Consider the following 25,399-nt stretch of genomic DNA (forward strand, 5'->3'; position numbering starts at 1 on the left):
GGTACTACGCTATGCTTTAGGTTGGCAATATATCTCTGGTTTTGCGTAAGTCCTATATCAATGAAAAAGTCAGTATCACTCATTGTGTGCCAACGATTTTACAAATGGTAATAAAAGAAGCGCAGGATCGTGATGCCAGTTTTAATGGTTTAAAAATGATCATCGGTGGCTCACGATTGACAGAAGGTCTAGCAAGGCTTGCCATGTCTCAAGGTATTGAAGTCTATACTGGCTATGGTATGTCAGAGACGGCACCACTTATTAGCTTGACTGAATTTAGTCTCAATGAGCCTGAGATGTCCGATGACGAAGATATCGCGCGCCGCTGTATGACGGGTAAGCCTGTGCTCATGGTTGATGCCCAAGTGTGGGGTACAGACAACAAATCAGTTGATACAGGCAAAGAACATACAGGCGAGCTGGTATTGCGGGCACCTTGGCTGACCCAAAGCTACTTAAAGAATGAGGATGCGGGTAAGGAGCTATGGGATAATGGCTACATGCATACCCAAGATATCGCTTATATACGCCCTGATGGTTATATTGGTATTACCGATCGCCTAAAAGATGTGATCAAATCAGGTGGTGAGTGGATATCATCTTTAGAGATTGAGACTATTTTATCGCTGCATCCAGCCGTGGCTGATGTGTCAGTCATTGGTGTTCGTGATGCACAGTGGGGCGAGCGTCCATTGGCCTTGATTGTTCTAAAACCTGATGCTCAGAGTACGAGTGTTGATGATATCAAAGCCATTGCTGAAAAAGCGGTAGAGCGGGGTATGATTCCTAAATATGGCGTGCCTAGCCAGTTTAAGTTTGTGGATGATCTACCCAAAACCTCTGTCGGTAAGCATGATAAAAAAGCCATGCGAAAAACGTATGCTGATCAGACAGAAGTATAGTTTTATGTAGTTGACCTTTATCTTTAGCTCTGATACATTTTAAACCGATACGTAATGTATCGGTTTTTTTAGTTTTGGCAAGGACAGCCAATATTGCATTATGATAGTGTGCAATAAGAGTTTATATTATAAAGATAGTGTCTTATTACCCATCGTTTACGCTAAGGATAGCCATTATGAACGAGCAAGCCATCAATCAACGCACCGACCAAAGCAGCAATCACGTTTCTATTCAAAACCCGCAAGGACCCTCTGATAACACTCAGAGTTTTGCTGATATTTATCACGATTCTATTAATAATCGTGAACATTTTTGGTCTGAGCAAGCCAAGCGTATCTACTGGCATAAAGAGCCTGATAAAATTCTTGATGACAGTAATTTGCCGTTCGCTAAGTGGTTCGTGGGCGGTGAGACCAATCTTTGTTATAACTGCGTAGATCGTCACCTCGAAGAGCGCGCAGAGCAAGATGCATTCATTTGGCTGTCATCAGAGATTAACCAAGAATTGATTGAGACATTTCCCGCAGTCGTTGATTCATTTAAAGATTTAGGCAACAACGTCGAGTTTTATACAGACTATACTAAGCGCCGTTTGACTTACAATGACTTGTATAAAGAAGTCAATTATTTTGCGGATGTGCTGCAACGTCATGGTATCGGTAAGGGTGATCGCGTCATTATTTATATGCCAATGATACTAGAGGCTGCTTATGCGATGTTGGCTTGTGCTCGTATTGGTGCCGTACATTCAGTGGTATTTGGCGGATTTGCTGCACATAATTTGGCGATCCGTATGGATGATGCTGAAGCAAAAATGGTTGTCACGGTAGACGCAGGTTTGCGCGGTGGTAAGGTTATTAATTATAAAAGCCTCGTCAATCAAGGGGCTGAGCAAGCTAACGTAAAGCCTGAGCATGTGTTGGTTGTCAACCGAGGTGTATTGCCATTTGCTCCACAAGATATTGATGTGGACTATGCAACCGAGCGCCGCGTCAGTTGTGAGACAAATGCTGTTGTAGAGCCAGTATGGTTAGAGTCTAATGCACCGTCTTATCTTCTGTATACTTCCGGAACGACGGGCACACCAAAAGGTGTGCAACGTGATACGGGTGGTCATGCAGTCGCGCTCACTACCTCGATGGATTATATCTATGATGGCAAAGCAGGAGACACGTTTTGGGCAATATCTGATATTGGCTGGGCCGTTGGTCATTCTTATACCATCTATGCGCCATTGTTAGCTGGCATGACCAGTGTCATGTATGAAGGATTGCCACATCGACCAAACCCAGGTATTTGGTGGCGGATTGTCGAGGCCAATAAGGTCAATATACTATTCACTGCACCGACTGGTGTACGAATGCTCAAAAAACAAGATGAAGCTTGGATGACGCGTTACGATGTCTCAAGTGTTAAGTCGTTCTTTTTAGCAGGTGAGCCACTCGATGAGTCAACAGCTAATTGGCTTACTAAGCATTTAGGGGTTCCTATTTTAGATCACTATTGGCAGACAGAGTCTGGTTGGCCCATTCTAAGCAATACGCCAAAGTTTAATCATAAGCCGCATAAGCAAGGATCGCCTGGCTATCCAATGTATGGCTACGATGCACAAGTTATCAATGAAGAGACAGGTGAGCTCTGTGCTGCGGGCGAAAAAGGCTTACTTGCAATCAAAGCGCCTCTACCGCCCGGCTGTCTAACCACGGTATGGCGCAACGATGAGCGATTTGTCAGCAGCTATTTTGGTTTGTTCGATGGTCAACAGTACTCTACATCCGACTATGCCGTGACTGATGAGGATGGGTATTTTTATATCTTAGGGCGTACAGACGATGTGATTAACGTCGCTGGTCATCGAATTGGTACGCAAGAGATTGAAGAGGCGATCAGCATGCATTCAGAGATGGCAGAGTGTGCGGTTGTTGGTATTCAAGATCAGTTGAAAGGGGAGTTGCCGATTGCGTTCTGTGTGCTGAGAGATCATGAGCAAGTGGCAACCACGGAAAACCGTTTTCGTATTGAGCAGCAAGTCATCGGTGCCGTGGTTAAATCTCTCGGCGGTATTGCTAGGCCCGCGGCTATTTATTTTCCGCAAGCGTTACCAAAGACTCGCTCTGGAAAAATATTACGCCGTGCCATTCGTGCATTAGCAGAAGGCAAGGAAACAGGCGATATGTCGACACTCGATAATCCACCCGCGATTGATGCGATCAAGCAGTCTATGAAGGATTATTGATGAATACGAAATATGAATCTATCGATAACTGATCCATAAGGACATTCAATATTGTATAAAAGCTCATGAATTATCATGGGCTTTTTTAATTTTAAATCCCCATAATCTTGACTGGCGAATATGGGTCTGTTTGATATTCAAATATTAGGACTGCTGATCGCTAAAAGCTTACCAAGCCAGGCGCAAGCCGACGATAATGTCGAGGCCTTAACTAGGATCCCTCACGCTAAGATAAAAATTTGATAAAGGGCTTGACCACAAAAATGAATTATTGTTATAGTCAATAACGATACATAATAAATCATTTTAAATTTATATAATTGATGATCATCAATAAAATTAGAACCTTTACCAAGGTGAAAATTGGTTATATGTCAGTAGTTTCGTAAATAGTCGTTTCGCAAACAAGATAAGGATATCTTATGCACCACGTTCAGCAGCTCATTAATGGTCAATTCGTCGATTCTGATACCAGCGAATGGATTGATATCACAGATCCCGCCACCCAAGAAGTCATCGCAAAGGTTCCACAAACGACCGATGATGAAATCAACCAAGCGGTCATCGCCGCTCAGACTGCCTTTCAAACATGGCGCAAAACGCCCATAACCACACGTGCTCGTATATTTTTAAAGTATCAAGCATTGATACGCGAGCATATGGATGAGCTAGCAGAGATTTTGACCGCTGAACAAGGTAAAACCATTGCGGATGCCCGCGGTGATGTATTCCGTGGTTTAGAAGTGGTTGAGCATGCAGCAGGTATTGCAAACTTACAGATTGGTGACTTTGTTGAAAACGTCGCATCAGGCGTTGATACCTATAGCATCTGGCAGCCGCTAGGTGTGTGTGCAGGTATCACACCATTTAACTTCCCAGCGATGATTCCGCTATGGATGTTCCCAATGGCCATTGCCACGGGTAACACTTTTATCCTTAAGCCGTCTGAGCAAGACCCCATGGTCACCATGCGTTTGGTTGAATTAGCAATTGAAGCGGGCGTACCTGAAGGTGTGCTCAACGTCGTACATGGCGGAAAAGCCACTGTCGATGCTATTTGTGATCACCCTGATATAAAAGCTGTTTCTTTTGTGGGTTCTACTGCTGTTGGCAAACATGTCTATGAGCGTGCCAGTCAATCAGGTAAGCGTGCTCAGTGCATGATGGGCGCAAAAAATCATGGTGTTATCTTACCGGATGCCAATAAAGAGCAGACGCTTAATCAGCTAGCAGGTGCAGCATTTGGGGCGGCGGGTCAACGTTGTATGGCGCTGTCAGTGGTGGTATTGGTCGGTACTGCAGGTGAGTGGATTGATGATATTAAAGCCAAAGCGGAAAAGCTGGTCGTATCAGCAGGCAAACATGATAAAGATCTAGGCCCGCTGATTTCTCCTGCGGCAAAAGCCCGTGTCGAGCATTTAATTGGTGCTGGAGTAGAAGAGGGTGCAAGTCTGATTCTAGATGGTCGTGGCATTACCGTTGAGGGCTTTGAAAAAGGTAATTTTGTCGGCCCAACTATTTTTGATAATGTCACTACTGATATGCAAATTTATCAGCAGGAAATTTTTGGGCCAGTATTGTGTGTCATGCGTGCAGCCGATCTGGACGAAGCAATTGAGATACTCAATGCCAATCCACATGGCAATGGCACAGCGATATTTACTCAGTCAGGTGCTGCCGCACACAAATTCCAACAAGACGTTCAAGTCGGTCAGGTTGGCATTAATTTGCCAATTCCTGTGCCACTACCGATGTTTTCATTCTCAGGTTCACGTGCCAGTAAGCTTGGTGACCTTGGTCCGTATGGCAAGCAAGCCGTGCAGTTCTATACTCAAACCAAAACTGTCACTGCGCGTTGGTTTGATGATGAAGCGAGCCGCGGCGTCAATACCACCATTTCAATTTAATCGCTCGTTCGATATGTTTGCGGTATAGCGATAATCCTGCTTAAGGCATATTTTAGCAAAGCATGATCTTATGATTGTAGTTATGTCGCTGCTATACTGTATAGCCAACACTATATGAAAAATATTAGACTGACGATTTATAAAATTCTCTACACCATATTTGCTATGCACGCACAAGGATGACCTCATGGATTTTTCATTGACCGACGACCAAATTGCCTTCCGCCAAACCGCTCGGCAGTTTGCCCAAAAAGAGCTAAAACCACATGCAGCAGAATGGGATCGCACCTCGCATTTCCCAGTCGATGTCATAAAAAAATCAGGCGAGCTTGGATTTTTAGGATTGTATACCAATCCAGAATATGATGGTTTGGGATTACCGCGCTTAGACTCTGCCATGGTGTTTGAAGAGCTTGCGTGGGGCGACACTGCTGTTGCTGCTTATATGAGTATTCATAATATGGCCGCATGGATGATTGGCGAATATGGTAGTGATGAATTATGCAAAAAATACTTACCTAACATGGTCAGCGGCGAGTGGTTGGGTAGCTATTGCTTAACGGAACCCAATGCAGGATCTGATGCAGCTTCTTTACGTACCAAAGCAGATAAGCAAGGCGAGCATTATGTATTAACTGGAGAGAAAACATTCATTTCAGGCGCAGGGTCTACGGATGTGTTAGTCGTCATGGCACGTACAGGCGGCGCAGGCGCAAAGGGAGTTTCGGCTTTTGTGGTAGATGCTAATAGTGCTGGTATCGAATATGGGAAAAACGAGCATAAAATGGGCTGGAAAGCACAGCCGACACGCACGATTAGTTTTAAAGATGTCAAAGTTCCAGTAGAGAATTTGATAGGCGAGGAGGGTCAAGGCTTTCGTATTGCGATGAAGGGTTTAGATGGTGGTCGTATCAACATTGGTATCTGTGCGGTTGGTACAGCACAGTCAGCACTAGAGACCGCGACCAATTACGTGCAAGAGCGTAGCCAATTCGGCAGCCAGATTGCTAATTTACAATCGGTACAGTTTAAACTTGCCGATATGCTGACCCAGACCATTAGCGCGCGACAAATGCTTTATCTAGCAGCGAGCAAAGTCGATAACAATGATGTCCAAGCGTCTACCTACTGCGCAATGGCAAAGCGTTTATCTACTGATTTGTGCTTCGATGTTGCCAATGAAGCATTACAGCTACATGGTGGTTATGGCTATCTAAATGAGTATCCACTTGAGCGTCATGTGCGAGATTTGCGTGTACATCAAATCTTGGAAGGCACCAATGAGATTATGCGAGTGATTATCTCGCGTCAGCTATTACAAGATGATGCGTTGGATCAATTGCGTTAAGCCTATTAGGGCATGTGTTTAATCTACTTGATGACAGAGCTTAACGCCTAACCATTCAACCATACCAAATTCAGATAAAATAAAGGACTATTTATGACGGATTATACCAACCTTAAGTTAGCAATTGATGGCCATACTGCTACTGTGACATTAAATAACCCGCCAGCCCATACGTGGACGATGGAGAGTCTGCCAGCACTCAAACAGCTAGTAACTGATTTGAATGCCAATGATGATATGTATGCTTTAATCATTCACGGTGCCGGCGAAAAATTCTTTTCAGCGGGTGCTGATTTAAATAATTTCTCAGATGGTGATAAAGGCCGCGCAGTCAGCATGGCAATTGCTTTTGGCGACGCGTTTGAGGCGCTATCAGCGTATCGCGGTGTCAGTATTGCTGTCATCAACGGCTATGCGATGGGTGGCGGACTGGAGTGTGCGCTGGCCTGTGATATTCGTATTGCAGAAGAGCATGCCCAAATGGCATTACCTGAAACGGGCGTCGGCTTATTACCATGTGCCGGCGGTACACAAAATCTAACGGCTTTAGTGGGTGAAGGCTGGGCAAAGCGCATGATATTGTGCGGTGAGCGCGTGGATGCAGGAGCGGCGTTACGTATTGGCCTCGTTGAAGAAGTTGTTGCCAAAGGAGAGGGATTAAAAGCGGCACAAGCATTAGCACAAAAAGTTGCGAAGCAATCTCCTGTCGCTGTCAGCTATTCTAAACAGCTTATTCAAGCTGCGAGAAACACGCCACCTGCACAAAATCTCATATATGAGCGCGAAGCATTTGTTAAGTTATTCGATACCAAGGATCAGCGTGAAGGCGTGCAAGCGTTCTTAGAGAAGCGTAAACCTCATTGGCAGAACAAATAGTCTGTAGGTAAGATGTCCTAACAGTCGTTTTACTCATTTTAATTTTTGCAGGTATCTTTTATGACAGTAGTTATATCAACAGCAGACAATAAGCAAGCAGTCACAGTAAGCACAGCGCAAAAGTCGCCAGTATTGTTTAGCACTGAATCGACAGATTGTGGTCATTTGATTGGGGTCATGACGCTCAATACGCCCAAATCTCTCAATGCGCTGAGTGTTGATATGTGCAAATTATTATCACAGCAGCTAGATGCGTGGGCAAGTGATGCACGGATAGTCGCTCTGGTATTAAAAGGGGCAGGCGACAAGGCTTTTTGTGCGGGTGGTGATATTCGTAAGCTGTATGACAGTATGTCGACCAGTGCGCCGTTACCAAATCCTTATGCGACAGAGTTTTTTAGTCATGAGTATAGCCTCTATCGCCAGATGCATTTTTACGCCAAGCCGATAATACTTTGGGGTGATGGCATCATCATGGGCGGCGGTATGGGACTGATGGCAGCTTGTAGCCATCGCCTAGTCACAGAGCGTACACGTTTTGCGATGCCAGAAGTGACTATCGGACTATTTCCTGATGCTTCCGGCAGTTGGTTTTTGCAGAATATGCCTGCCAAAACAGGGTTGTTTTTGGGCTTAACAGGAGCGATGTGTAATGGCAATGATGCGCTGTTGGCCAATCTAGCAGAGTATGCCGTTGCTAGTAATGCTTATGATGCTGTCATACAAAGTTTAAAACAGAGTGACTGGCAATTAGCTGCTAGTAGTACAGACAAGTGCGATAGCAACAGCGCTCATGGTATCGTTAGCCGTGCACTTGCCGCGCAATCAGTCACTGAACTGCCACCTAGCAATTTAGCAAAATACTGGCAACCTATTCAGCAGTTGATGAATAGCGGTAGCTTGGGAGATATCGATACCATATTGCAAAGCGATGAAGCGCTCGCACAGTTAGATGTTGATTTTGCAGCTGATAATTGGGTGCAGCGAGCAGTAGCTACTTATCGACATGGTTGTCCTGTTACCGTTGCTTTAACTTATGCGCTGTATCATAAAGTGCCTGAGCTATCGTTAGAGCAGGTTTTATATCTAGAAACCAACGTGGCTGTACATTGTGCGGCCAATCCCGACTTTAAAGAAGGGGTACGTGCGCTACTCATCGATAAAGATAGAAGTCCGCAGTGGTCGCGTTCATTAGCCGATTGTCTTGATACAAAAGGACAAGCATATATTCAACAGCACTTTGCAAACCCTTATGCGACAGGCGAACACCCTTTTGACGATTGGCTAGGTAGTGAAGCAGCAGGCAACCAGTTTGTCCGCTAACCAATCAAATCACCCATTTGATTGGTATTAACTAAACCTACCACACTAAATGACATGACGTACATGATACACAAGCATGCGTCATACTGATTATATAACCATCAAGGAATGATGAGATGAATACACAGGATGTAAATGCTGCCGACAGTAGCAGTGCAAAGCCAAATATTGCTTTTATTGGGCTTGGTAACATGGGCGCACCGATGGCGGAGAACTTGTTAAAAGCAGGTTATGCGTTGTCTGTCTATGATTTGTCTAAAGATGCGACACAGCGATTACAGCAAGCAGGTGCTAAGGTGGCGGATAGTCCTAAAGGGGCTGCAAGCAATGCACAAGTCGTCATTAGCATGTTGCCCGCTGGCAAGCATGTCCATTCTGTCTATCTAGGTGACATGGGCTTAGGAGAGAGTAAAAGCAAGGGTCTACTTTCAGAACTACCGCAGGGCACATTGGTTATTGATAGTAGTACCATCGCTGCTGCTGATGCAAGGATAGTGGCGGAGGCCGCGAGTCAGGCAGGTATAGACTTTTTAGATGCGCCAGTCTCTGGTGGTACGGGCGGCGCTATCGCAGGCAGTTTGACTTTCATCGTGGGTGGCAGTGCTGATGCATTTGCAAAGGCAGAGCCAATACTGGCGGTCATGGGAAAAAATATCTTTCACGCTGGCGAGCATGGTGCCGGACAAGTCGCAAAAATCTGTAATAATCTGCTGTTAGGTATTCTCATGGCTGGAACAGCAGAGGCGATTAATTTGGGCGTCAAAAACGGCCTAGATCCCAAGGTGCTCTCAGATATTATGCTACAAAGCTCAGGTCGAAACTGGACGTTAGAAGTATATAATCCTTACCCGAAAGTCATGGATAATGTACCATCGAGCAATGGCTATCAAGGTGGCTTTATGACTAAGCTGATGCAAAAAGACCTTAATCTGGCTTTGCAAACCGCTCAGAATACAAATGTTAATACACCGATGGGAGCCAAGGCCACAGAGTTGTATGAAGCACATACAGTTGAAAATGGCGATAGAGATTTTTCTAGTATTATGGCGCTTCACGACAGCTCGGTACTCTCTTAGCACCAATCTCAAAAAGTAAGATTAACGGTATCAAACTGGTTTAGTCTACAAAGGCATAGTATTTGACACATTATAAAGATGGGTTCAACTATATAAGAAGGCCTGCGCTAAGATATTAGTGCAGGCCTTTTTTTAATTGTTTAACGACTACCACTGGTAACGATCACCGCTTTAGCTTTGTAGTTCATATACGAGAGACTGAATGTCTTGTGCTGCTGTTTGTAATCGTGGCACATGTGTTAACAGCTCATCTAACGATAGACGTACGGTAGGCGCATGAATATATAGCGAGGCCAGATAGCGTGACTTTTTATCCAAGATAGGTACGGATACGGCTACCATTTCAGAGATAAACTCTTCATTATCGATACCCACGCCTGTCTCAGCAATACGATCCAGTTCCTCGTTTAACGCACCAATATCAGTAATGGTGTTTTTGGTGAATTTATCTAATGGCAGACCTTGTAGTATCTTGTTGCGACTGGTGGTAGATAACTGACTTAAATACAGCTTACCAGTAGCAGTGCACCACATAGGGGATTTCGCACCTACTGGAAGATAAATCTGTAGTGGTAAAGGCGTCTGTGCACGGTTGGTGTAGAGCATGTCCATATGATAAGGAATAGCAATACCGCAAGTTTCTTTTAATTCTTCCACCAGTTTATGCAAGACGACTTGTCTTTCATTAAAAAATTGGCGTTGCTGCCACAGCTCGACACTTAAGTTGCGTACTCGCTTACCAGGGATAATACCACCACCTATATCAACCGTCACAAACCCTTCATCGACCAAGTTTTGGATCAGTCGGTGAATGGTTGGCTTGGGGATGTCTAGCTGTTGTGATAACTCAAGTGGCGAAAGTGGCTTAGAAGCGTAGGATACTGCCTCGATGATTTCTAAAACACGGGTGATTGACGATACTTTAGGCATATAAGACACTCAATAATATTAAAAACAATATAGTAGGAAATACCACGATTTGTTAATCAGCAAGATAGTAGGTAGTAGTAAAAAAATAAATTTGTGACATATTTATTACTACTTCTAATTTAGCATAATATCAAGTTCAAACAAGTGTTAGATAACCTATCTAATAGCCTGATGTAGCAATATTCGTATCATCTGTTTATGTATCTCAAATTGTGTTTGAAGTAATAATAGCTACACTAACTCACAAAGCATAACAAATCGTAGTAATAAGCTATATAACTATTATTGAGTTAGACAGTGAAGTGTCACACTATGGTGACATGTTTTGTAATACCTTTACATAAACATTAAGCTGTCCGATATCGATGTTTACGCTATTAAGTTGCTGTAAGAGTGTTGTGTAACAGAAACTAAGAGTTTTACGGATTGATGTAGTAATTATTACAAGACCTATGCAATCTTTACATAACGGCAAATAAAAAGCGCATCTATAGGGATGACTTTACGAGCCAGAATTGTTTTAATCTGCTCAACAAAATGATTGATATCAAAATCTGAACTGTCATTTTTTTACGGGAGATTTATCCCATACTTTTAGGAGAGGATTAATGAGAATTATCAAATTAACTGCTATTTCTGCTGCTGTTCTAGCATCAACTGCTGCTTTAGCTGCTGAGCCAGTTGTCGTTGTTGATGAAGCTGATGCAAGCGTATATGAAGCAGAGCCAGTTGCTGTTGCTTATGAAGCAGAGCCTGCTTATCAAGCTGAAGCTACCAACCAAAATACGAATACAGGTGTTATCGGTAAAACTGCTGGTGCTGTTCGCAACACTACTGGTGCAGTCGTTGGTGGTACCAAGACACTTTTCAATACAGCAGTGAATCCAGCCGCTGTTAGTGCTGAAGTTGGTACGCTAGGTTATGGTGCTAATGTTGGTTGGGCACTAAACGAAAATACTGAATTACAAGCTGGTTGGGCCGGTGGCGATGTTGCTGACCTATTCGGTGGTGATTTTGACGCTGACGATGTAAATTATGATGTTGATGCAGACTTCAGCAACCCTTACATAGGTGTGCAACTACGTCCTACTGGTAACTGGTTTACAGTTGGTGGTGGTATCATCGTACCTGACAACGATTTTGATGTAACTGCTAATGCAGAAGGCCCTAACTATAGAATTGATAATATTGATTATAATGCTAGCGAGACTGGAACATTATCAGGCACGATGGAGCATCGTAACAAAGTAGCACCTTACGCAACTATCGGTTTCCGTCCTAACATTACCAATAATTGGGGTGTGTTCGGCGAAATCGGTGCTGCTTATATGGGCAAAACTGATGCTACTGTTGTTTCAAGCAATGCAACTGGTAACGTTAAAGCTACAACTGTAAGTGGTACTACTACCGTGACAGGCGATGATGTTGCTAAAGCTGCTGAAAAAGAGCTTGAAGATAAAGATTGGCTAGAGTGGATGCCAATTGTAAAAGTTGGTGCAACTTACCGTTTCTAATCTAGTCACAGTCTAAAGACTGTCATTAGATGCAGAGTAAACAAAAAAACGATCCTTTTTAGGGTCGTTTTTTTGCGTTTAAAATAAAGTGAAAATCATTGTTCAATGCACCAGGATTATTGTCTACTTAAAAAACAACGATCGTTTGTTGCGTCGATAAAACAGCGATTTGGTATGATAATTTATGGTCTGTTATGACAGTCAAAGAGGGCTGTTTTTCCATGGCAACAATTAAGTCATTAATAAGGTAGGCGTAGTCGATGCCCAAACCCTGTGCCAGAGTGTATTGATAAATCTTAATAAAGCTCTCTTTTATTTGCCATAGCAGTTTAGCGATTATGTCGCGTTGCGTCATGGGTAATGATTGTAAGATTGCAATCTCGCTGTCTGAGTAAAATCGTTTTGCAACATGCCATGCGACATTGTTGTTCTCTACATCCACACCTATAGGACGATGAGGGCTAATCACCACAGCGACGGTACTACTTAATGGTACATTGATGGTTTGATTTGTATTTTCGTTGAGCTTGCTGTTACTTTTATTGCCTGTATGACTAAAGCACACATAGTGTCCAGCCTTGGCAAGACGATACGGAAAGTTGGACTCATCTAACGTATCGCTAAGCGCTAGATGATCTAGTAATTGCTGTAACAACAGACGTACGCCTTGACGCTGTCGTTGGCGTTGGGTGCGAGCGATATCACCTACTGATAAATTAGCTGATGGTAGATGATATTGCCAACTACATTTATCCCATGTGTCAGTATTGATATATGTAGAATTGATATATGAAGCGTTACCAGTTGGCTGCCTCAATGATTTGTCCCACCAATCTTGATGTCTAAAGTATGAGATTTCTCTCACCTGTGCGGTGGCACACCAAGTCATGGGCTGGAGCTGAGTAAATTGAATATGCGTCAAGCGTAAGGTTGGCATTATGAGTTATATCGGTTAGTAGAAATTTGGTTTGATAGTACGTAAAAAGCCCAGCAATATAATATCGCTGGGCTTTTATAAATCAAGTTAAGCTTACTTGATTCTGATCGACTTTACGACTCTTAGTAAGACAATTCAGCACGGCGGTTTTGTGCATAAGCGGCTTCAGTATTACCCGCAGCAGCAGGGCGCTCTTCGCCGTAACTGATGACACGGATATTATTTGCAGAAACGCCTTGAGCAGCAAGGTAGTTACGTGCTGCTTGGGCACGGCGTTCGCCTAATGCGATGTTATATTCACGGCTACCGCGCTCATCAGTGTTACCTGCGATGACAAGACTTGCTGATGGGTTTGAGCGCAGTAAGTTTGCATGTTGATTCAGAACACTGGCTGCTTGAGCTGTGATGTTGCTGCTATCGAAGTCAAAATAAACAACGGCTTGTAGGTTCTGAGCACTAGCAATAATAGCGTTTGAGTTATTCATTGAAATAGCACCATTGTAGCCACTTTGGCCACCTGGAATACCTAGTGGAGCCACTACAACTTCAGAGGTGGCGCTTTTGGTCGCACAACCTGTAATAGCCACAGCACTTGATAACACAGCTAGAACGGCGATCTTAGAAAAATTAATTGACATACTGAGCTCCTAAAATTTTAATTAAATTTGTTTTTTTGAACTGCTTAGGATAAAACTTAGGCAATTGCTATCTATAATATACTAAATGTTACTTTATGTAATTAGTTTTACTGTAAATAATTCTAGAATTTACATATAGATATAAAGCCTGCTACCAGCGGTGCTTCCCCCAGTTTTCAGGGTTGGCCCAGTAGTCAGCATTCAGCCAATTTGGTAGTTGTTTATAGTCATATAAATTAAATTGCCAAAGTGTGGTCGTTGCTGATGATGGTACGTTTGATTCGACTGATTCAGTTTGATTAACGATTGTCATTTCTTCAGGTTTTTCGCTCAATATATCAAATGGCGTAAAGCCATAGGGTTTTAGGTCGGCGGTGTCGTTGATAGCAATAAGTAGATGTGCCGCATAAAGATCACGATAGCGCATCAATAACGGAATATAATGCTGCAGGCGTTCCACTGATAAAGTAGGGAGCCAAAAACAGGCGAGTTCATAACGTTCAGGTGTTTGTTGTTTGGTAAGCTCTAATAGAGTTACGATTTGTAATGTATCAGAATTTGCTATTGCGACGTCATTTTTTTGATGATGCAAGTAATTTTCGAGTTGCGCTTTTACAGCTGACTGTGCATTTTTGTCCTCTACCACCCACAATAACTCCGTAATGTCAAAAGTCTGATCAGTCGTTTTGGGAGTCTCTTCTTGTATGGCTAATGATGGTAGCAGAGCATCAACGTAATTGATTAATAATGGTAGTGTAATATCTGAGCGGCTGGTAGCGTGCTTTGTCATATAATAGACCGTTTATAGAAAGTGAGTCATAGGTGAGTCTATTAAATCATTTTAATCATTATTATCCAATCACTGATTTATGCTGTTAGCTCTATTGCTTCACTAGGTATATCGTAACTGATGAACATAATAATATTGAGATATACACTTGAAATTTGGTAGTTTAGGTCAATTTAGTTATAAGTCTAGTCAGTCCTAATACCAGTACCAACGTCAGTAACCGTACCAACACCAATTTTATATTTATATCATAAAAAATAATAGGAACTCATATGTCTACTGCTGAAACCGCTGCTCAAATTATCAATCCTGAGATGCCTGATGTACCACCAACTGCACCGAGCAAAATCAATTTAAAAGACTATCAAAAGCCCAGCTTCGATGTCGAAACGGTTGATTTAGATATTCAGTTGTTTACAGAGTATGCGAAAGTCAGTAGTACGCTAAAAATGGTTCGTCAAACGGCGGGTGAACTGGTGTTATTTGGGGAGGATTTAGAGCTACTGACTATCAGCATGAATGGTAATGCTTTGACTACTGAGAACTATAAACAAGAAGACGGTAAGCTAATAATAGCGGACGCCCCTGATGCAGTAACGTTAGATATTGAAGTACGCATCTGTCCGCAGACCAATACTGCACTTGAAGGGTTGTACATGGCGGGTAGTGGTGACGATACTATGTTTGTCACGCAATGCGAGCCAGAAGGCTTTCGAAAGATTACTTTTTATCCCGACCGCCCTGATGTGTTAGCGATATTTACCACGCGTCTGGAGGCGGATAAGCGTTACCCAACACTACTGGCCAATGGTAACTTGGTGGAAGCAGGTGAGGTTACAGATGCGCCAGATCGTCATTACGCCATTTGGCATGATCCAACCAATAAGCCAAGCTATTTGTTTGCTTGTGTCGTCGCTGACTTGGATGTATTGACGGACACTTATACGACGAGTGAAGGCCGAGAGGTGGCGCTTGAGCTATATGCAAAATCTGCTGATATTGATAAGTGTGATGTCGGTATGCAAGCGCTAAAAGATGCCATGGAGTGGGACGAGGTCAATTATGGCCGCGCGTATGACTTAGATCGTTATATGATCGTCGCGGTTAGTCAATTTAATATGGGGGCGATGGAAAATAAAGGTTTGAACATTTTTAATACAGCCTGTGTATTGTCCAGTCCTGAAACGACGACTGATTCACGGAGTTTTAGCGTCAAGGCCATTATTGCTCATGAGTATTTCCATAACTGGACAGGCAATCGTATCACCTGCCGTGATTGGTTCCAATTGTGCCTAAAAGAAGGCTTTACCGTTTATCGCGATCAATCGTTTTCAGCAGATCAACAGTCGAGCGCTGTACAGCGTATTGATGATGTCGCGACATTGCGTGCGCATCAGTTTGCAGAAGATGCCGGACCGTTGGCACACCCTGTACGCCCTGAGAGTTTTGTGGAGATTAATAACTTTTACACGACGACTGTCTATGAGAAGGGTGCTGAAATTGTGCGTATGATTGCCAATACGCTAGGACCAGATGATTTTCGTAAAGGAACGGATGAGTACTTCCGCCGCTATGACGGTCAGGCCGTGACGGTTGAAGACTTTTTATCGGCGCTCAGTATTACCGATAGCAAAATTGAAGGCTTTATTGACTGGTATCGTCAGCCAGGTACGCCAGTCGTCTCTGGTCATCAAGACTACGATAGCGCAGCGCAGACATTGACCATTACACTCAGTCAGCAGACCCGTCATGTCAGTGGTTTTGATGCACCAAAACCATTGCCTATTCCGGTTGCGACCGCATTATTTGATCAAGAGTCCGGTGATATTATTGCGGAGCGTATGCTCTTGTTAAATCAGGCTACACAAACCTTTAGTTTTGAAAATGTGACTAGCGAACCAGTCGTGTCATTGCTGCGTGATTTCAGTGCACCAGTACAGCTTAGTTATGATTATCAAGACAAAGATTTGGCATTTTTACTTCAGCATGAGACCAATGGTTTTAATCGCTGGCAAGTAACACAAATGCTGGTCAATCGTATTTTATTACAAGGCAAGGGTGCGAAAAGCAGTCCTGAAGTATATCTACAAGCATTGGCTCAGACGTTACCTGAGCTAGCTGCTAATGATGCGATGCTTGCAGCGCGTTTGCTTGATATTCCATCAGCCCAAGAGCTGGCGTCGGCTATCCACAGTAATTATGATCCAGCCGTAGTCAAAGCACAGCGTGAGGGCTTGTATCAGAAATTGGCAGAGACGTTAAAAGATCAATGGCAAACGCTTTATGAGCAGTTGCCTATGCAGTCTTATGAAGACAGTGCAGCCGCCCGTGGCACTCGTGCCTTGCGAAACGTGGTATTAGATATGGCGCTGACGGCGCAAGTCAAAGATGCAGCGGCATGGGCACAGCAGCAGTACGATAATGCGAGCTGTATGACTGAGCGTTTTGGCGCATTAAAAGCCATGGTCAATCATCAAGTTGAAAATGCTGAGAGCTACTTAGCAGATTTCTATGAGCGCTTTCAAGCCAATGATTTGGTCATCGATTTGTGGTTCAGTGTGCAAGCGTCTGCTGATACTGTTACGCCTGATACCATTGAGTCGTTGATCGCTCATGCTGATTTTGATTGGAATACACCCAATCGAGTACGCTCAGTTATCAGTGCTTTTACGTCACAGCCAACGGCGCTGTGGACAGCAGAAGGCTTGAGTCTCTATACAGGCGTGATTAAAAAGCTAGATGATTCTAACCCCGTTTTAGCCTCACGTTTGGTACAAGTATTGGCACGCTGGAACACGTTGGCTGAACCACTTCGTCAAATGGCGCATGAGCAATTGATGGATTTGCAAAAACAAGCTTCATCAAAGCATGTACTAGAAAGCTTAAACAGCGTATTAGGCTCAGCAAGTGAGTAGGGTGTAATGATATCAAGACCTGCCATAAACACAAAAATGACGATTGACAACATGAGCCTTATTTAATTGTCATTTTTGTGACTGGTATGAAGTATTTTATCAGTGCATACGCATCAAAAACCCCGCCCGACATAAAAATGTCGGGCGGGGTTTTTTAGGTATTCAATAACGGTTTGTGAGGACGATTAACGGTTAGGCAATACGTCTTTTACCATATCGCGTAGATTGTATAATGCAGTCACTGTGCTATCCCAATCTAAGCAACCGTCAGTGATAGACTTGCCATACTCGAGCTGACTTAAATCAGTCGTTAGTTTCTGATTACCACCTTTTAAGTGGCTCTCAACCATCATACCAATAATAGATTTGTTGCCATTTTGGATTTGTTCAGCGACGTTATTAATAACCATAGGCTGTAGGTACGGGTCTTTGCCAGAGTTAGCATGACTTGAGTCAATCATAATCTTGCCACTGGTTTTGCCTTTAGCCAGTGCGTTTTCTGCTTCAGAAACCGCCGTCTCATCATAGTTAGGTTTACCATTACCACCACGTAATACCACGTGTGCATATGGGTTGCCTTTAGATTTGATGATAGATACTTTGCCGTCTGATGACAGACCTAAGAAGCTATGACCTGCTTTTACGGCTTGCATCGCGTTGACGGCGACAGTCATGCCACCATCAGTACCGTTTTTAAAGCCCACTGGGCACGATAGACCAGAGCTCATTTCGCGGTGAGTTTGGCTCTCAGTTGTGCGTGCGCCAATCGCTGACCAGCTAATCAAATCTTGCATGTACTGCGGGGTGTTTGGGTCTAATGCCTCCGTCGCACAAGGCAATCCTTTTTCATTCAAATCCAGTAGCAGCTTACGAGCCATACGTAGGCCTTTTTCGATATCGAAACTGTCATTCATATCAGGGTCGTTAATCATACCTTTCCAACCAACGGTAGTACGCGGCTTTTCAAAATATACACGCATAACCACAAAGATACTGTCTTCGATTTCTTTTGCCAATACTGCCAAACGATCGGCATATTCGTGGGCGGCTTTGATATCGTGGATAGAACAAGGACCGATGACTACAAACAGGCGTTTGTCTTTACCATCCAAGATATCTTGGATGGTATTTCGACCTTTTAAAACCGTTTGATAGGCTTTGTCTGATAAAGGTAGCTCAGTTTTTAGCTCAGCTGGAGTGACTAAGGGGATGAATTGTTCAATGTTCACGTCATCAATATCTGCATTATGGGTAGCTGGTGTCGTCATGATTATATCGTCTAGCTAAATTATAGGAACAATCATTATGCGGACAAAACAAGCGGTTGACAAGGGTAGTCGATGAGTTTATTGACTCATAACTGGAATGATAAAAACAAAACTTAGTTATACTTGTATCTTTTTCATCTTGAATTGGCATCTATCGATAGCAAACTTCTATTTATTATAAAATACAAACGTTGCCTTTAAATCACTATAACACTACTTTTATCAGCTAATTTAGCTATTTATACCATCGTCACGTATGATGGCAACATAAATGGTATTTCTGGTGTCTTGCATGTTCGTGGATGACAGGATGTTAGTGCAGAGAATATCTTATAATACGATTTATTTATCATTTACCTTATTTTGATAAACCACTATATTTTTACTATTTCAATATTGAGAGCGTGTCATGACAGATTTTGCAACACCTGATACACATACTGGTCTAGCAGCACAGACAGGGGCTAATCCTCAGCTTTCTGAGTTGACGGCCGGGCCACTAGTCATCGGTATCGTTGCAGGCGAAGTTTCAGGTGACAGCTTGGGTGCAGATTTTATGCAGCAGATGAATAACTTGCGCGATGATATTGTCTGGGTAGGTGTGGGCGGTAGCAAGATGCAAGCGCAAGGGCTACAAAGCATCTTTCCTTTGTCACGTTTGGCAGTGATGGGTTTAGTAGAAGTCATGTCACAGCTACCTGATTTGCTAAAAGCGCGGCGTGAGTTGTTGAGCGCATTTAAATTGGTTGATATCGATTGGTTTGTCGGTATTGATGCACCTGATTTTAATCTTAGAGTGTCTAAAAAATTAAAGCCACAAGGCATATTTTGTGTGCAGTATGTCAGCCCTTCTATTTGGGCGTGGCGCGAGTCGCGTATTCATAATATTAAAGCCGCGACCAACCTAGTGCTTTGCCTATTTCCCTTTGAGCTATCCGTATATGAGCGCCATAATCATCCTGCCATCTGTGTTGGTCATCCGCTACTGCACACCATTGATCAGACAGTGTTAGAGGTTCCAATCAATCAGCGCCGTAGCGAGTTGGTTTGGCACAATGATGGCTTACAACAGTTTTTTGTTGAACGATTTGATGATGTTAGCCAGCTGATCTGTGTGATGCCAGGCTCTAGACGCGGAGAGATTACGGCTATTTTGCCATTGATGTTAGATGGTATTCAAAAGCTCATACTGCTAGATCCTAAGCTGTGTTTTATCATTCCAACGGTTGACCAAAATCATCAATATATTGTTCAAGAGGTAATAGACAAACGCTCAGAGCAGCTTCGTGCCGCAATCGTCGTGGTATACGACGATAGCCAGCCAACATTTAGTCAGCAGGCGATGGCTGCATCAGATATTGTGATGCTAGCATCTGGTACGGCAACGTTAGAAGCAATGCTATTGGAACGGCCAATGGTGGTGGTTTATCAATTAAACAAGCTAACTTATCAGATAGCCAAACGCTTAGTGAAAGTGCCTTATGTGGCACTGCCCAACATCTTGGCGGGTACTGCAATCGTTCCTGAGCTGATTCAAGAGCAGGCAAGTGGCAATAATATTTGTCGTACGGTCATGCGCTTATTACAACCACGTGCCTATGCTGAGCAACTAAACGACCTCGTGGCTACGAAGCAATCGCTGCAACAGCAGAGTAACCATAGCCCCGCCAATAGCGTGATTGAGCAATGGTTTATGCAAGAGAATAATTAGGGTATGTTCTCAACACCTACTATATTTTAAATGATCTAAGCATGATTAGATTTTTATCACCATTTTCTAAGTGGGTCGCATCCTAGGGCGTGTCCTCAATTCAAACGAGTGTCCTCTAAATGGGCTAAAAATAGCTAAATTTTGTCAAACATCGTCAAATAGTTGGTCAATATCTTGATATTATCTGCACTATTTTCCTCATTTGACGGCAATTTATCTCATTTTTATCACCATTTTTAAAATGAGGACACGCCCTAATACAAATGAGATTAATTGACTATTTTGATAAAAAGACATCACATGACTATGAATAATCAGCACTGTACTGAAAGCACTATGACACCGATTGAAATGAGTATTCAGGCAATTGATGTTAAAGGTCAATATATCCAATTGGCAGCGCCCATTCATTTATTTGGGCAACTTAATGTCGCTGAGCTGCTTGCTCAATATTCGAGCACTACCAGCCCAGAATCAACACAGCCAGCACTACAGATTGGTGTTGATGAGGCAGGACGTGGGCCATTGCTGGGTAGTGTCAATGTTGCCGCTGCGATATTACCAGCGAGTTGGTCAGGATTGATAGAAGATCACCCGCTTGAGAGTACACCGCTATCCATACTGACAGACTCTAAAAAGTTGAGTGAAAAAAAACGAGACGTCCTGTATCCATTGGTTCAGCAGTATGCAGTGGGCTATGTCGTCGCTAATATCCCTGCTGCGGTCATCGATCAGGTCAATATATTGCAAGCGACCATGCTAGGGATGCGCCTATGTATCGAAACATTGATAGAAGTGGTTGCTCAGCATTTTGCCATGGTTTTTGAGGTGGAGGTAGCTGCTGTTAATCCGTTGCAAGTTGAGGTGCTATTCGATGGTAATCGTTGCCCAGAACTAAATTACGCTAACCTCAGTAAGTTTGGCGTAGGGCAAGCGAATATTGATTGCCAAGCTTGGGTGAAGGGCGATGCGCGCCATACTGCCATTGCTGCTGCCAGTATATTGGCAAAAGTGAGCCGTGATCAAGCAATGTATGCACTCGATGCTCAGTTCCCAAAGTACGGGATTGCGAAGCACAAAGGTTATCCGACGCGTGCACACATGGAGGCGATTGAAAAACATGGCGTATTACCTGAGCATAGGCGTAGCTTTGCACCTGTTCGCAAAGTGCTAGAAAATTAGGGCGTATTCTTATCGTCAATATCCTAGGTGCTTTGGTGTTCAAAACGCCTTTACGTTAAAAGTGCGCTTATGTCAAAAATGCTTTTATATTAATGACGATTAACGTACGTTAATCTTTAAAACGACGAGTTTGGTTTTTGTAAAAACACTTCTTCCTCATAGGTGGATTCGCGATCTAACGTATTGTTACGATGAGGATAACGTCCAAACTTATCAATGATTTCTTTATGGCGATGTTCAAAGTCTAGAGTCGTCGCATCGTCTAGCTTTTGAAATAGCGGTAGATAGCGATCGTGAATGATTGCTGATTCGGAATGCATAAATGGCATAATCATAAACTTACGCCACTCCATCGGCAGCGTATCAAAGTAGGGCTGTTGAATAGCTTCTTGTGCCAGAACGACTGCCATACCATCCTGTGCAAAGGCAGTCGTTTGTCCGCGATACAGGTTACGTGAAAACTGATCTAAAATAATGATTTCTGCTAATCGTCCCGCCAATGCTGTGATAGCGCTATTATCATCTGTAGACAGTTCAACGGTCCGCCACGGTCCGCATTCACCAAGTTTTGCCGCCTGCCAAATATCGTTAAACCTACTTTTTATTTGTTTGTCAAAGTGGCTGTTTTGTTTGAACCAATAAGGCTCGTTTCTTTTGTCAAACCAAAAGTCTAAGACAGCGCGCGCATCAGGATTGAGATGGCTCAAATCAATATCTTTTGGAGTTAATTGGGATGCTTGAGTCTTGCTCATTGATGATGAGTAATCAGTTGAAAGTGCCATAAGCTATTCTAATCATGATGAATTTAGTCTACTATAGCGAAAAATATTATGCGCTACTGTTATCAAATGCTATCGGGTGCACCATCATGAATACATCGTCTACCAATCCAACTTTTACCAAATCTACCAGCCAGTCTATCAACGTGCCAACGCCGTACTACTTACTCGATGAAGCGGCCATCGTTGCCAATATGCAAATCATTGCAAGGTTATGCGAGCTGTCCGGTGCAAAGGCATTATTAGCACTGAAATGCTTTGCCACATGGGGCGTGTTCGATATTATGCAGCCTTATCTGCATGGTACGACTTCGTCATCACTCAATGAAGTCCGTCTGGGCTATGAGACTTTTGGCAATAATGATGATGCGAGTAGCAAAGACAAAAAAGAGACACATGCTTATAGTGTGGCCTATAGTGCAGATGAGATGCCTGAGGTATTAAAATACGCGGATAAGATCATCTTTAACTCAATCTCGCAGCTCAATGCTTTTAGCGAGCAGGCACGTGCGCAAGACATTCCTGTCGGCCTGCGTTTAAATCCAAAAACCAGTAACTCGTCGTTTATTATCGCTGATCCTGCTCGTCCTTTTAGTCGTCTAGGCGAGCACGATAAAGATAAAATCACCGCAGTACTTGGTGACATTACTGGCGTTATGATTCATAACAACTGTGAAAATGACAGCTTTGAAGCGTTTAGCGAAAGTCTGGCAGATATTGAAAACAGATTTGGCGATATTCTGGCGCAATTAGAGTGGGTAAGCTTAGGCGGCGGTATCCACTTTATCGCGCCTGATTATCCACTAGAAAAGCTCGCTGAAAGGTTAAAAGGATTTAGCGAACAATATGGCGTGCAAGTCTACCTTGAGCCGGGTGAAGCGAGCATTCATGGCGCTGGCTCGCTAGTCACGACCGTACTAGACACCATGCATAACGAAAAAAACTTGGCCGTGGTTGATGCTTCTATTGAAGCGCATATGCTAGATTTACTGATTTATCGTGAGTCTGCGCCTATTACAGCCATTAACGATGCGTCTATCTCAGCCTTGCCTGTCAACCTCGATGAAACAGAGGATATGTCAGAAAACACCATTGTTTATGGTCGTTCTTGTTTGGCAGGAGATATCTTTGGTGAGTATGATTTGCCAAATAATTTACAGATAGGCGATCAGATTAGCTTTGGTAATGCGGCAGGTTATACCATGGTAAAGAAAAACTGGTTTAACGGTGTTAACATGCCCGCTATTGTCATTCGTCGCCTTGATGGTAGGATTGATGTGCAGCGTGAGTTTGATTATCAAGATTATAAGGCCAGCTTGTCTTAATATTCAGAATGGAGTTTTAGCATCATATTTACATTGTTAATAAGATTGCTGTTCATTCATGAATTTTTGCCAAAAAGAGATTAAAAAATTGTTATAATCGCCTCGGGCAAATATCCATTAGTAAAAAATGGCATTTGCCCGACGGGTGCGTGGGTTTTCCTCGGTCTTCCTTTTTAATTCACGCATATCATTCACTCGTTTCTGTTTTGCATAGCCGCTATCAATGGTATCGACAGGGACACAAAGGAGGATTGTTCATTGAACACAAACCAACAAGCTACAACCAACAAAAAAGACGTACTTATCATTGGAGCAGGCGGTGTCGCTCAAGTAGTTGCGCATAAATGTGCCATGCATAATGACGTGCTCGGTAATATTCATATTGCCTCACGCACCAAAGATAAGTGTGATGCCATCGCTAAAAGTGTGCAGGACAAAGGCAGCTTCAAGCAGCCAGCGACTTTGCATACGCACCAAATCGATGCCATGGATATCCCTGCGCTGATACAGCTGATAAAAGACACAGGCATCCAAATCGTTATCAACGTTGGCTCACCTTTTTTGAATATGAGTGTACTAGAAGCTTGTATCGAAACAGAAGTTGCTTATATTGATACGGCTATTCATGAAGATCCGCGCAAGATTTGCGAGACGCCGCCATGGTACAACAACTATGAATGGCAGCGTAAGCAGCGCTGTGCCGACAATAAAATCACCGCTATCTTAGGTGCAGGATTCGATCCCGGTATGGTCAACGCTTATGCGCGTCTTGGCTATGACATGATGGATGCAGGCTCGGTCACAGACATCGATATTATCGATATCAATGCTGGTAGCCATGGCAAATATTTCGCTACTAACTTTGATCCTGAGATTAATTTCCGTGAATTTACGGGTACGGTTTACTCTTGGCAAGATAGCAAATGGCAGTCTAATAAAATGTTTGAAGTCAAACGTACTGATGACTTGCCAGTGGTCGGTATGCAAAACAGCTATCTGAGCGGACATGATGAGATTCACTCGTTATCGGCCAACTTAGACGTACCAAACATTCGCTTTTGGATGGGTTTTGGTGAGCACTATATCAATGTCTTTACCGTGCTTCAAAGCTTAGGTTTATTGTCTGAACAGCCTGTTATGACCGCTGAAGGGCAAGAAGTCATCCCGCTAAAAGTGGTGAAAGCCGTACTACCAGACCCTAGCTCTTTAGCAGCAGAATATACTGGCAAGACTTGTATCGGTGACAAGGTCAAAGGCAAGATAGATGGCGTAGATAGCGAAGTATTTATCTATAATGTCTCTGATCACAAAGAAGCCTATGAGGCGATGGGTAGCCAAGGCATTTCTTATACTGCCGGTGTGCCACCTGTCGCAGCTGCCATGCTTATTGCTACGGGTGAGTGGGATGCAGGCAAGATGGTCAACGTCGAAGAACTGGACGCCAAACCACTTATCAACCTATTGAATAAGATTGGTTTGCCAACTCGTATCAAAGACGAGAATGGTGATAGAGCGCTTGAGTTTGATATCTAGTTAGTCATAATCTGTATTCGAAAGCCCCTCTAACTCAATAGTGAGTCAGAGGGGCTTTTTTTGTTTTTACATGCTCGAAACTAAGCAAAGATGAATTATTGTTAACCCCAATTCGGGATAAGGGCTCAAAAAAAAGATAAAAAAAGAAGTCCAAAGTTGCTAAAGTAAGTTTACCAAGACCACTTAAGCAAAAAGGACTTCTTACATG

18 protein-coding genes and 1 pseudogene are annotated in these 25,399 nt (G+C 43.3%); 13 read left to right on the plus strand and 6 right to left on the minus strand.

From position 1 onward, the window contains the following. Positions 1–56 precede the first annotated feature (56 nt). The 7 genes and pseudogenes from EI164_RS06930 to mmsB form a co-directional block, all read left to right on the plus strand. A pseudogene (locus EI164_RS06930) lies at positions 57–902 on the plus strand (AMP-binding enzyme); the annotation flags it as partial. 176 nt (positions 903–1,078) lie between these two features. Continuing rightward, positions 1,079–3,139 (plus strand): propionate--CoA ligase, encoded by a 2,061-nt coding sequence (locus tag EI164_RS06935; protein WP_225739162.1) that lies wholly within the window; start codon positions 1,079–1,081, stop codon positions 3,137–3,139. Between the two features lie 422 nt (positions 3,140–3,561). Further along, positions 3,562–5,046 carry a CoA-acylating methylmalonate-semialdehyde dehydrogenase gene (locus EI164_RS06940; RefSeq protein WP_192519254.1) on the plus strand — a complete coding sequence of 495 codons (1,485 nt, stop codon included), beginning with the start codon at positions 3,562–3,564 and terminating at the stop codon, positions 5,044–5,046. A gap of 187 nt (positions 5,047–5,233) precedes the next feature. Continuing rightward, positions 5,234–6,394: an acyl-CoA dehydrogenase family protein gene (locus EI164_RS06945; protein WP_192519255.1), complete on the plus strand. Its 1,161-nt coding sequence runs from the start codon at positions 5,234–5,236 to the stop codon at positions 6,392–6,394. A gap of 93 nt (positions 6,395–6,487) precedes the next feature. Continuing rightward, a complete protein-coding gene (locus tag EI164_RS06950; RefSeq protein WP_192519256.1) occupies positions 6,488–7,270 on the plus strand; it encodes an enoyl-CoA hydratase in 783 nt (260 codons plus the stop codon). Positions 7,271–7,330: 60 nt separating this feature from the next. Beyond that, positions 7,331–8,593 carry an enoyl-CoA hydratase/isomerase family protein gene (locus EI164_RS06955; RefSeq protein WP_192519257.1) on the plus strand — a complete coding sequence of 421 codons (1,263 nt, stop codon included), beginning with the start codon at positions 7,331–7,333 and terminating at the stop codon, positions 8,591–8,593. A 116-nt stretch (positions 8,594–8,709) separates the two neighbouring features. Next, positions 8,710–9,669, plus strand: a complete 960-nt coding sequence (gene mmsB, locus EI164_RS06960) for a 3-hydroxyisobutyrate dehydrogenase (protein ID WP_192519258.1) — start codon at positions 8,710–8,712, stop codon at positions 9,667–9,669. A 171-nt stretch (positions 9,670–9,840) separates the two neighbouring features. Here mmsB and EI164_RS06965 read toward each other — a convergent pair whose 3' ends face one another. Beyond that, positions 9,841–10,599: an IclR family transcriptional regulator gene (locus EI164_RS06965; RefSeq protein ID WP_192519259.1), complete on the minus strand. Its 759-nt coding sequence runs from the start codon at positions 10,597–10,599 to the stop codon at positions 9,841–9,843. Positions 10,600–11,207: 608 nt separating this feature from the next. Between EI164_RS06965 and EI164_RS06970 the strand changes: the two genes are divergently transcribed. Further along, positions 11,208–12,113, plus strand: a complete 906-nt coding sequence (locus EI164_RS06970; RefSeq protein ID WP_192519260.1) for a hypothetical protein — start codon at positions 11,208–11,210, stop codon at positions 12,111–12,113. Positions 12,114–12,240: 127 nt separating this feature from the next. Here EI164_RS06970 and EI164_RS06975 read toward each other — a convergent pair whose 3' ends face one another. The 3 genes from EI164_RS06975 to EI164_RS06985 all read right to left on the minus strand — a co-directional run bounded on the left by EI164_RS06975 (position 12,241) and on the right by EI164_RS06985 (position 14,478). After that, on the minus strand, positions 12,241–13,050 hold the full coding sequence (locus tag EI164_RS06975; protein WP_192519261.1) for a 4'-phosphopantetheinyl transferase family protein: 810 nt from the start codon (positions 13,048–13,050) through the stop codon (positions 12,241–12,243). Between the two features lie 122 nt (positions 13,051–13,172). Continuing rightward, complete coding sequence (gene pal, locus EI164_RS06980) at positions 13,173–13,688, minus strand: peptidoglycan-associated lipoprotein Pal (protein WP_192519262.1); 516 nt, start codon at positions 13,686–13,688, stop codon at positions 13,173–13,175. Positions 13,689–13,839: 151 nt separating this feature from the next. Next, the gene (locus tag EI164_RS06985; RefSeq protein WP_192519263.1) at positions 13,840–14,478 is read right to left on the minus strand and encodes a DUF6231 family protein; all 639 of its coding nucleotides are present in this window, start codon (positions 14,476–14,478) and stop codon (positions 13,840–13,842) included. A 314-nt stretch (positions 14,479–14,792) separates the two neighbouring features. On the opposite strand from EI164_RS06985, the gene pepN reads away from it, so the two are divergent. Further along, positions 14,793–17,393 carry an aminopeptidase N gene (gene pepN, locus EI164_RS06990; protein WP_413038449.1) on the plus strand — a complete coding sequence of 867 codons (2,601 nt, stop codon included), beginning with the start codon at positions 14,793–14,795 and terminating at the stop codon, positions 17,391–17,393. 185 nt (positions 17,394–17,578) lie between these two features. Here the strand turns inward: pepN and EI164_RS06995 are convergent, their stop codons facing one another. Next, positions 17,579–18,661, minus strand: a complete 1,083-nt coding sequence (locus tag EI164_RS06995) for a 3-deoxy-7-phosphoheptulonate synthase (RefSeq protein ID WP_192519265.1) — start codon at positions 18,659–18,661, stop codon at positions 17,579–17,581. Positions 18,662–19,070: 409 nt separating this feature from the next. Between EI164_RS06995 and lpxB the strand changes: the two genes are divergently transcribed. Next, complete coding sequence (lpxB, locus tag EI164_RS07000; RefSeq protein ID WP_192519266.1) at positions 19,071–20,372, plus strand: lipid-A-disaccharide synthase; 1,302 nt, start codon at positions 19,071–19,073, stop codon at positions 20,370–20,372. 300 nt (positions 20,373–20,672) lie between these two features. Beyond that, entirely contained in the window at positions 20,673–21,554 is an 882-nt protein-coding gene (locus EI164_RS07005; protein ID WP_225739163.1) for a ribonuclease HII, read from the plus strand. Between the two features lie 116 nt (positions 21,555–21,670). Here EI164_RS07005 and EI164_RS07010 read toward each other — a convergent pair whose 3' ends face one another. Next, entirely contained in the window at positions 21,671–22,336 is a 666-nt protein-coding gene (locus EI164_RS07010) for a DUF924 family protein (protein ID WP_192519267.1), read from the minus strand. A gap of 86 nt (positions 22,337–22,422) precedes the next feature. Between EI164_RS07010 and EI164_RS07015 the strand changes: the two genes are divergently transcribed. Continuing rightward, entirely contained in the window at positions 22,423–23,658 is a 1,236-nt protein-coding gene (locus EI164_RS07015; RefSeq protein WP_192519268.1) for a carboxynorspermidine decarboxylase, read from the plus strand. A gap of 258 nt (positions 23,659–23,916) precedes the next feature. Then, on the plus strand, positions 23,917–25,191 hold the full coding sequence (locus tag EI164_RS07020; protein WP_192519269.1) for a saccharopine dehydrogenase family protein: 1,275 nt from the start codon (positions 23,917–23,919) through the stop codon (positions 25,189–25,191). Positions 25,192–25,399 lie beyond the last annotated feature (208 nt).

The sequence above is a fragment of the Psychrobacter sp. FME13 genome (assembly GCF_014861395.1).
In the GTDB taxonomy this organism is placed as follows: domain Bacteria; phylum Pseudomonadota; class Gammaproteobacteria; order Pseudomonadales; family Moraxellaceae; genus Psychrobacter.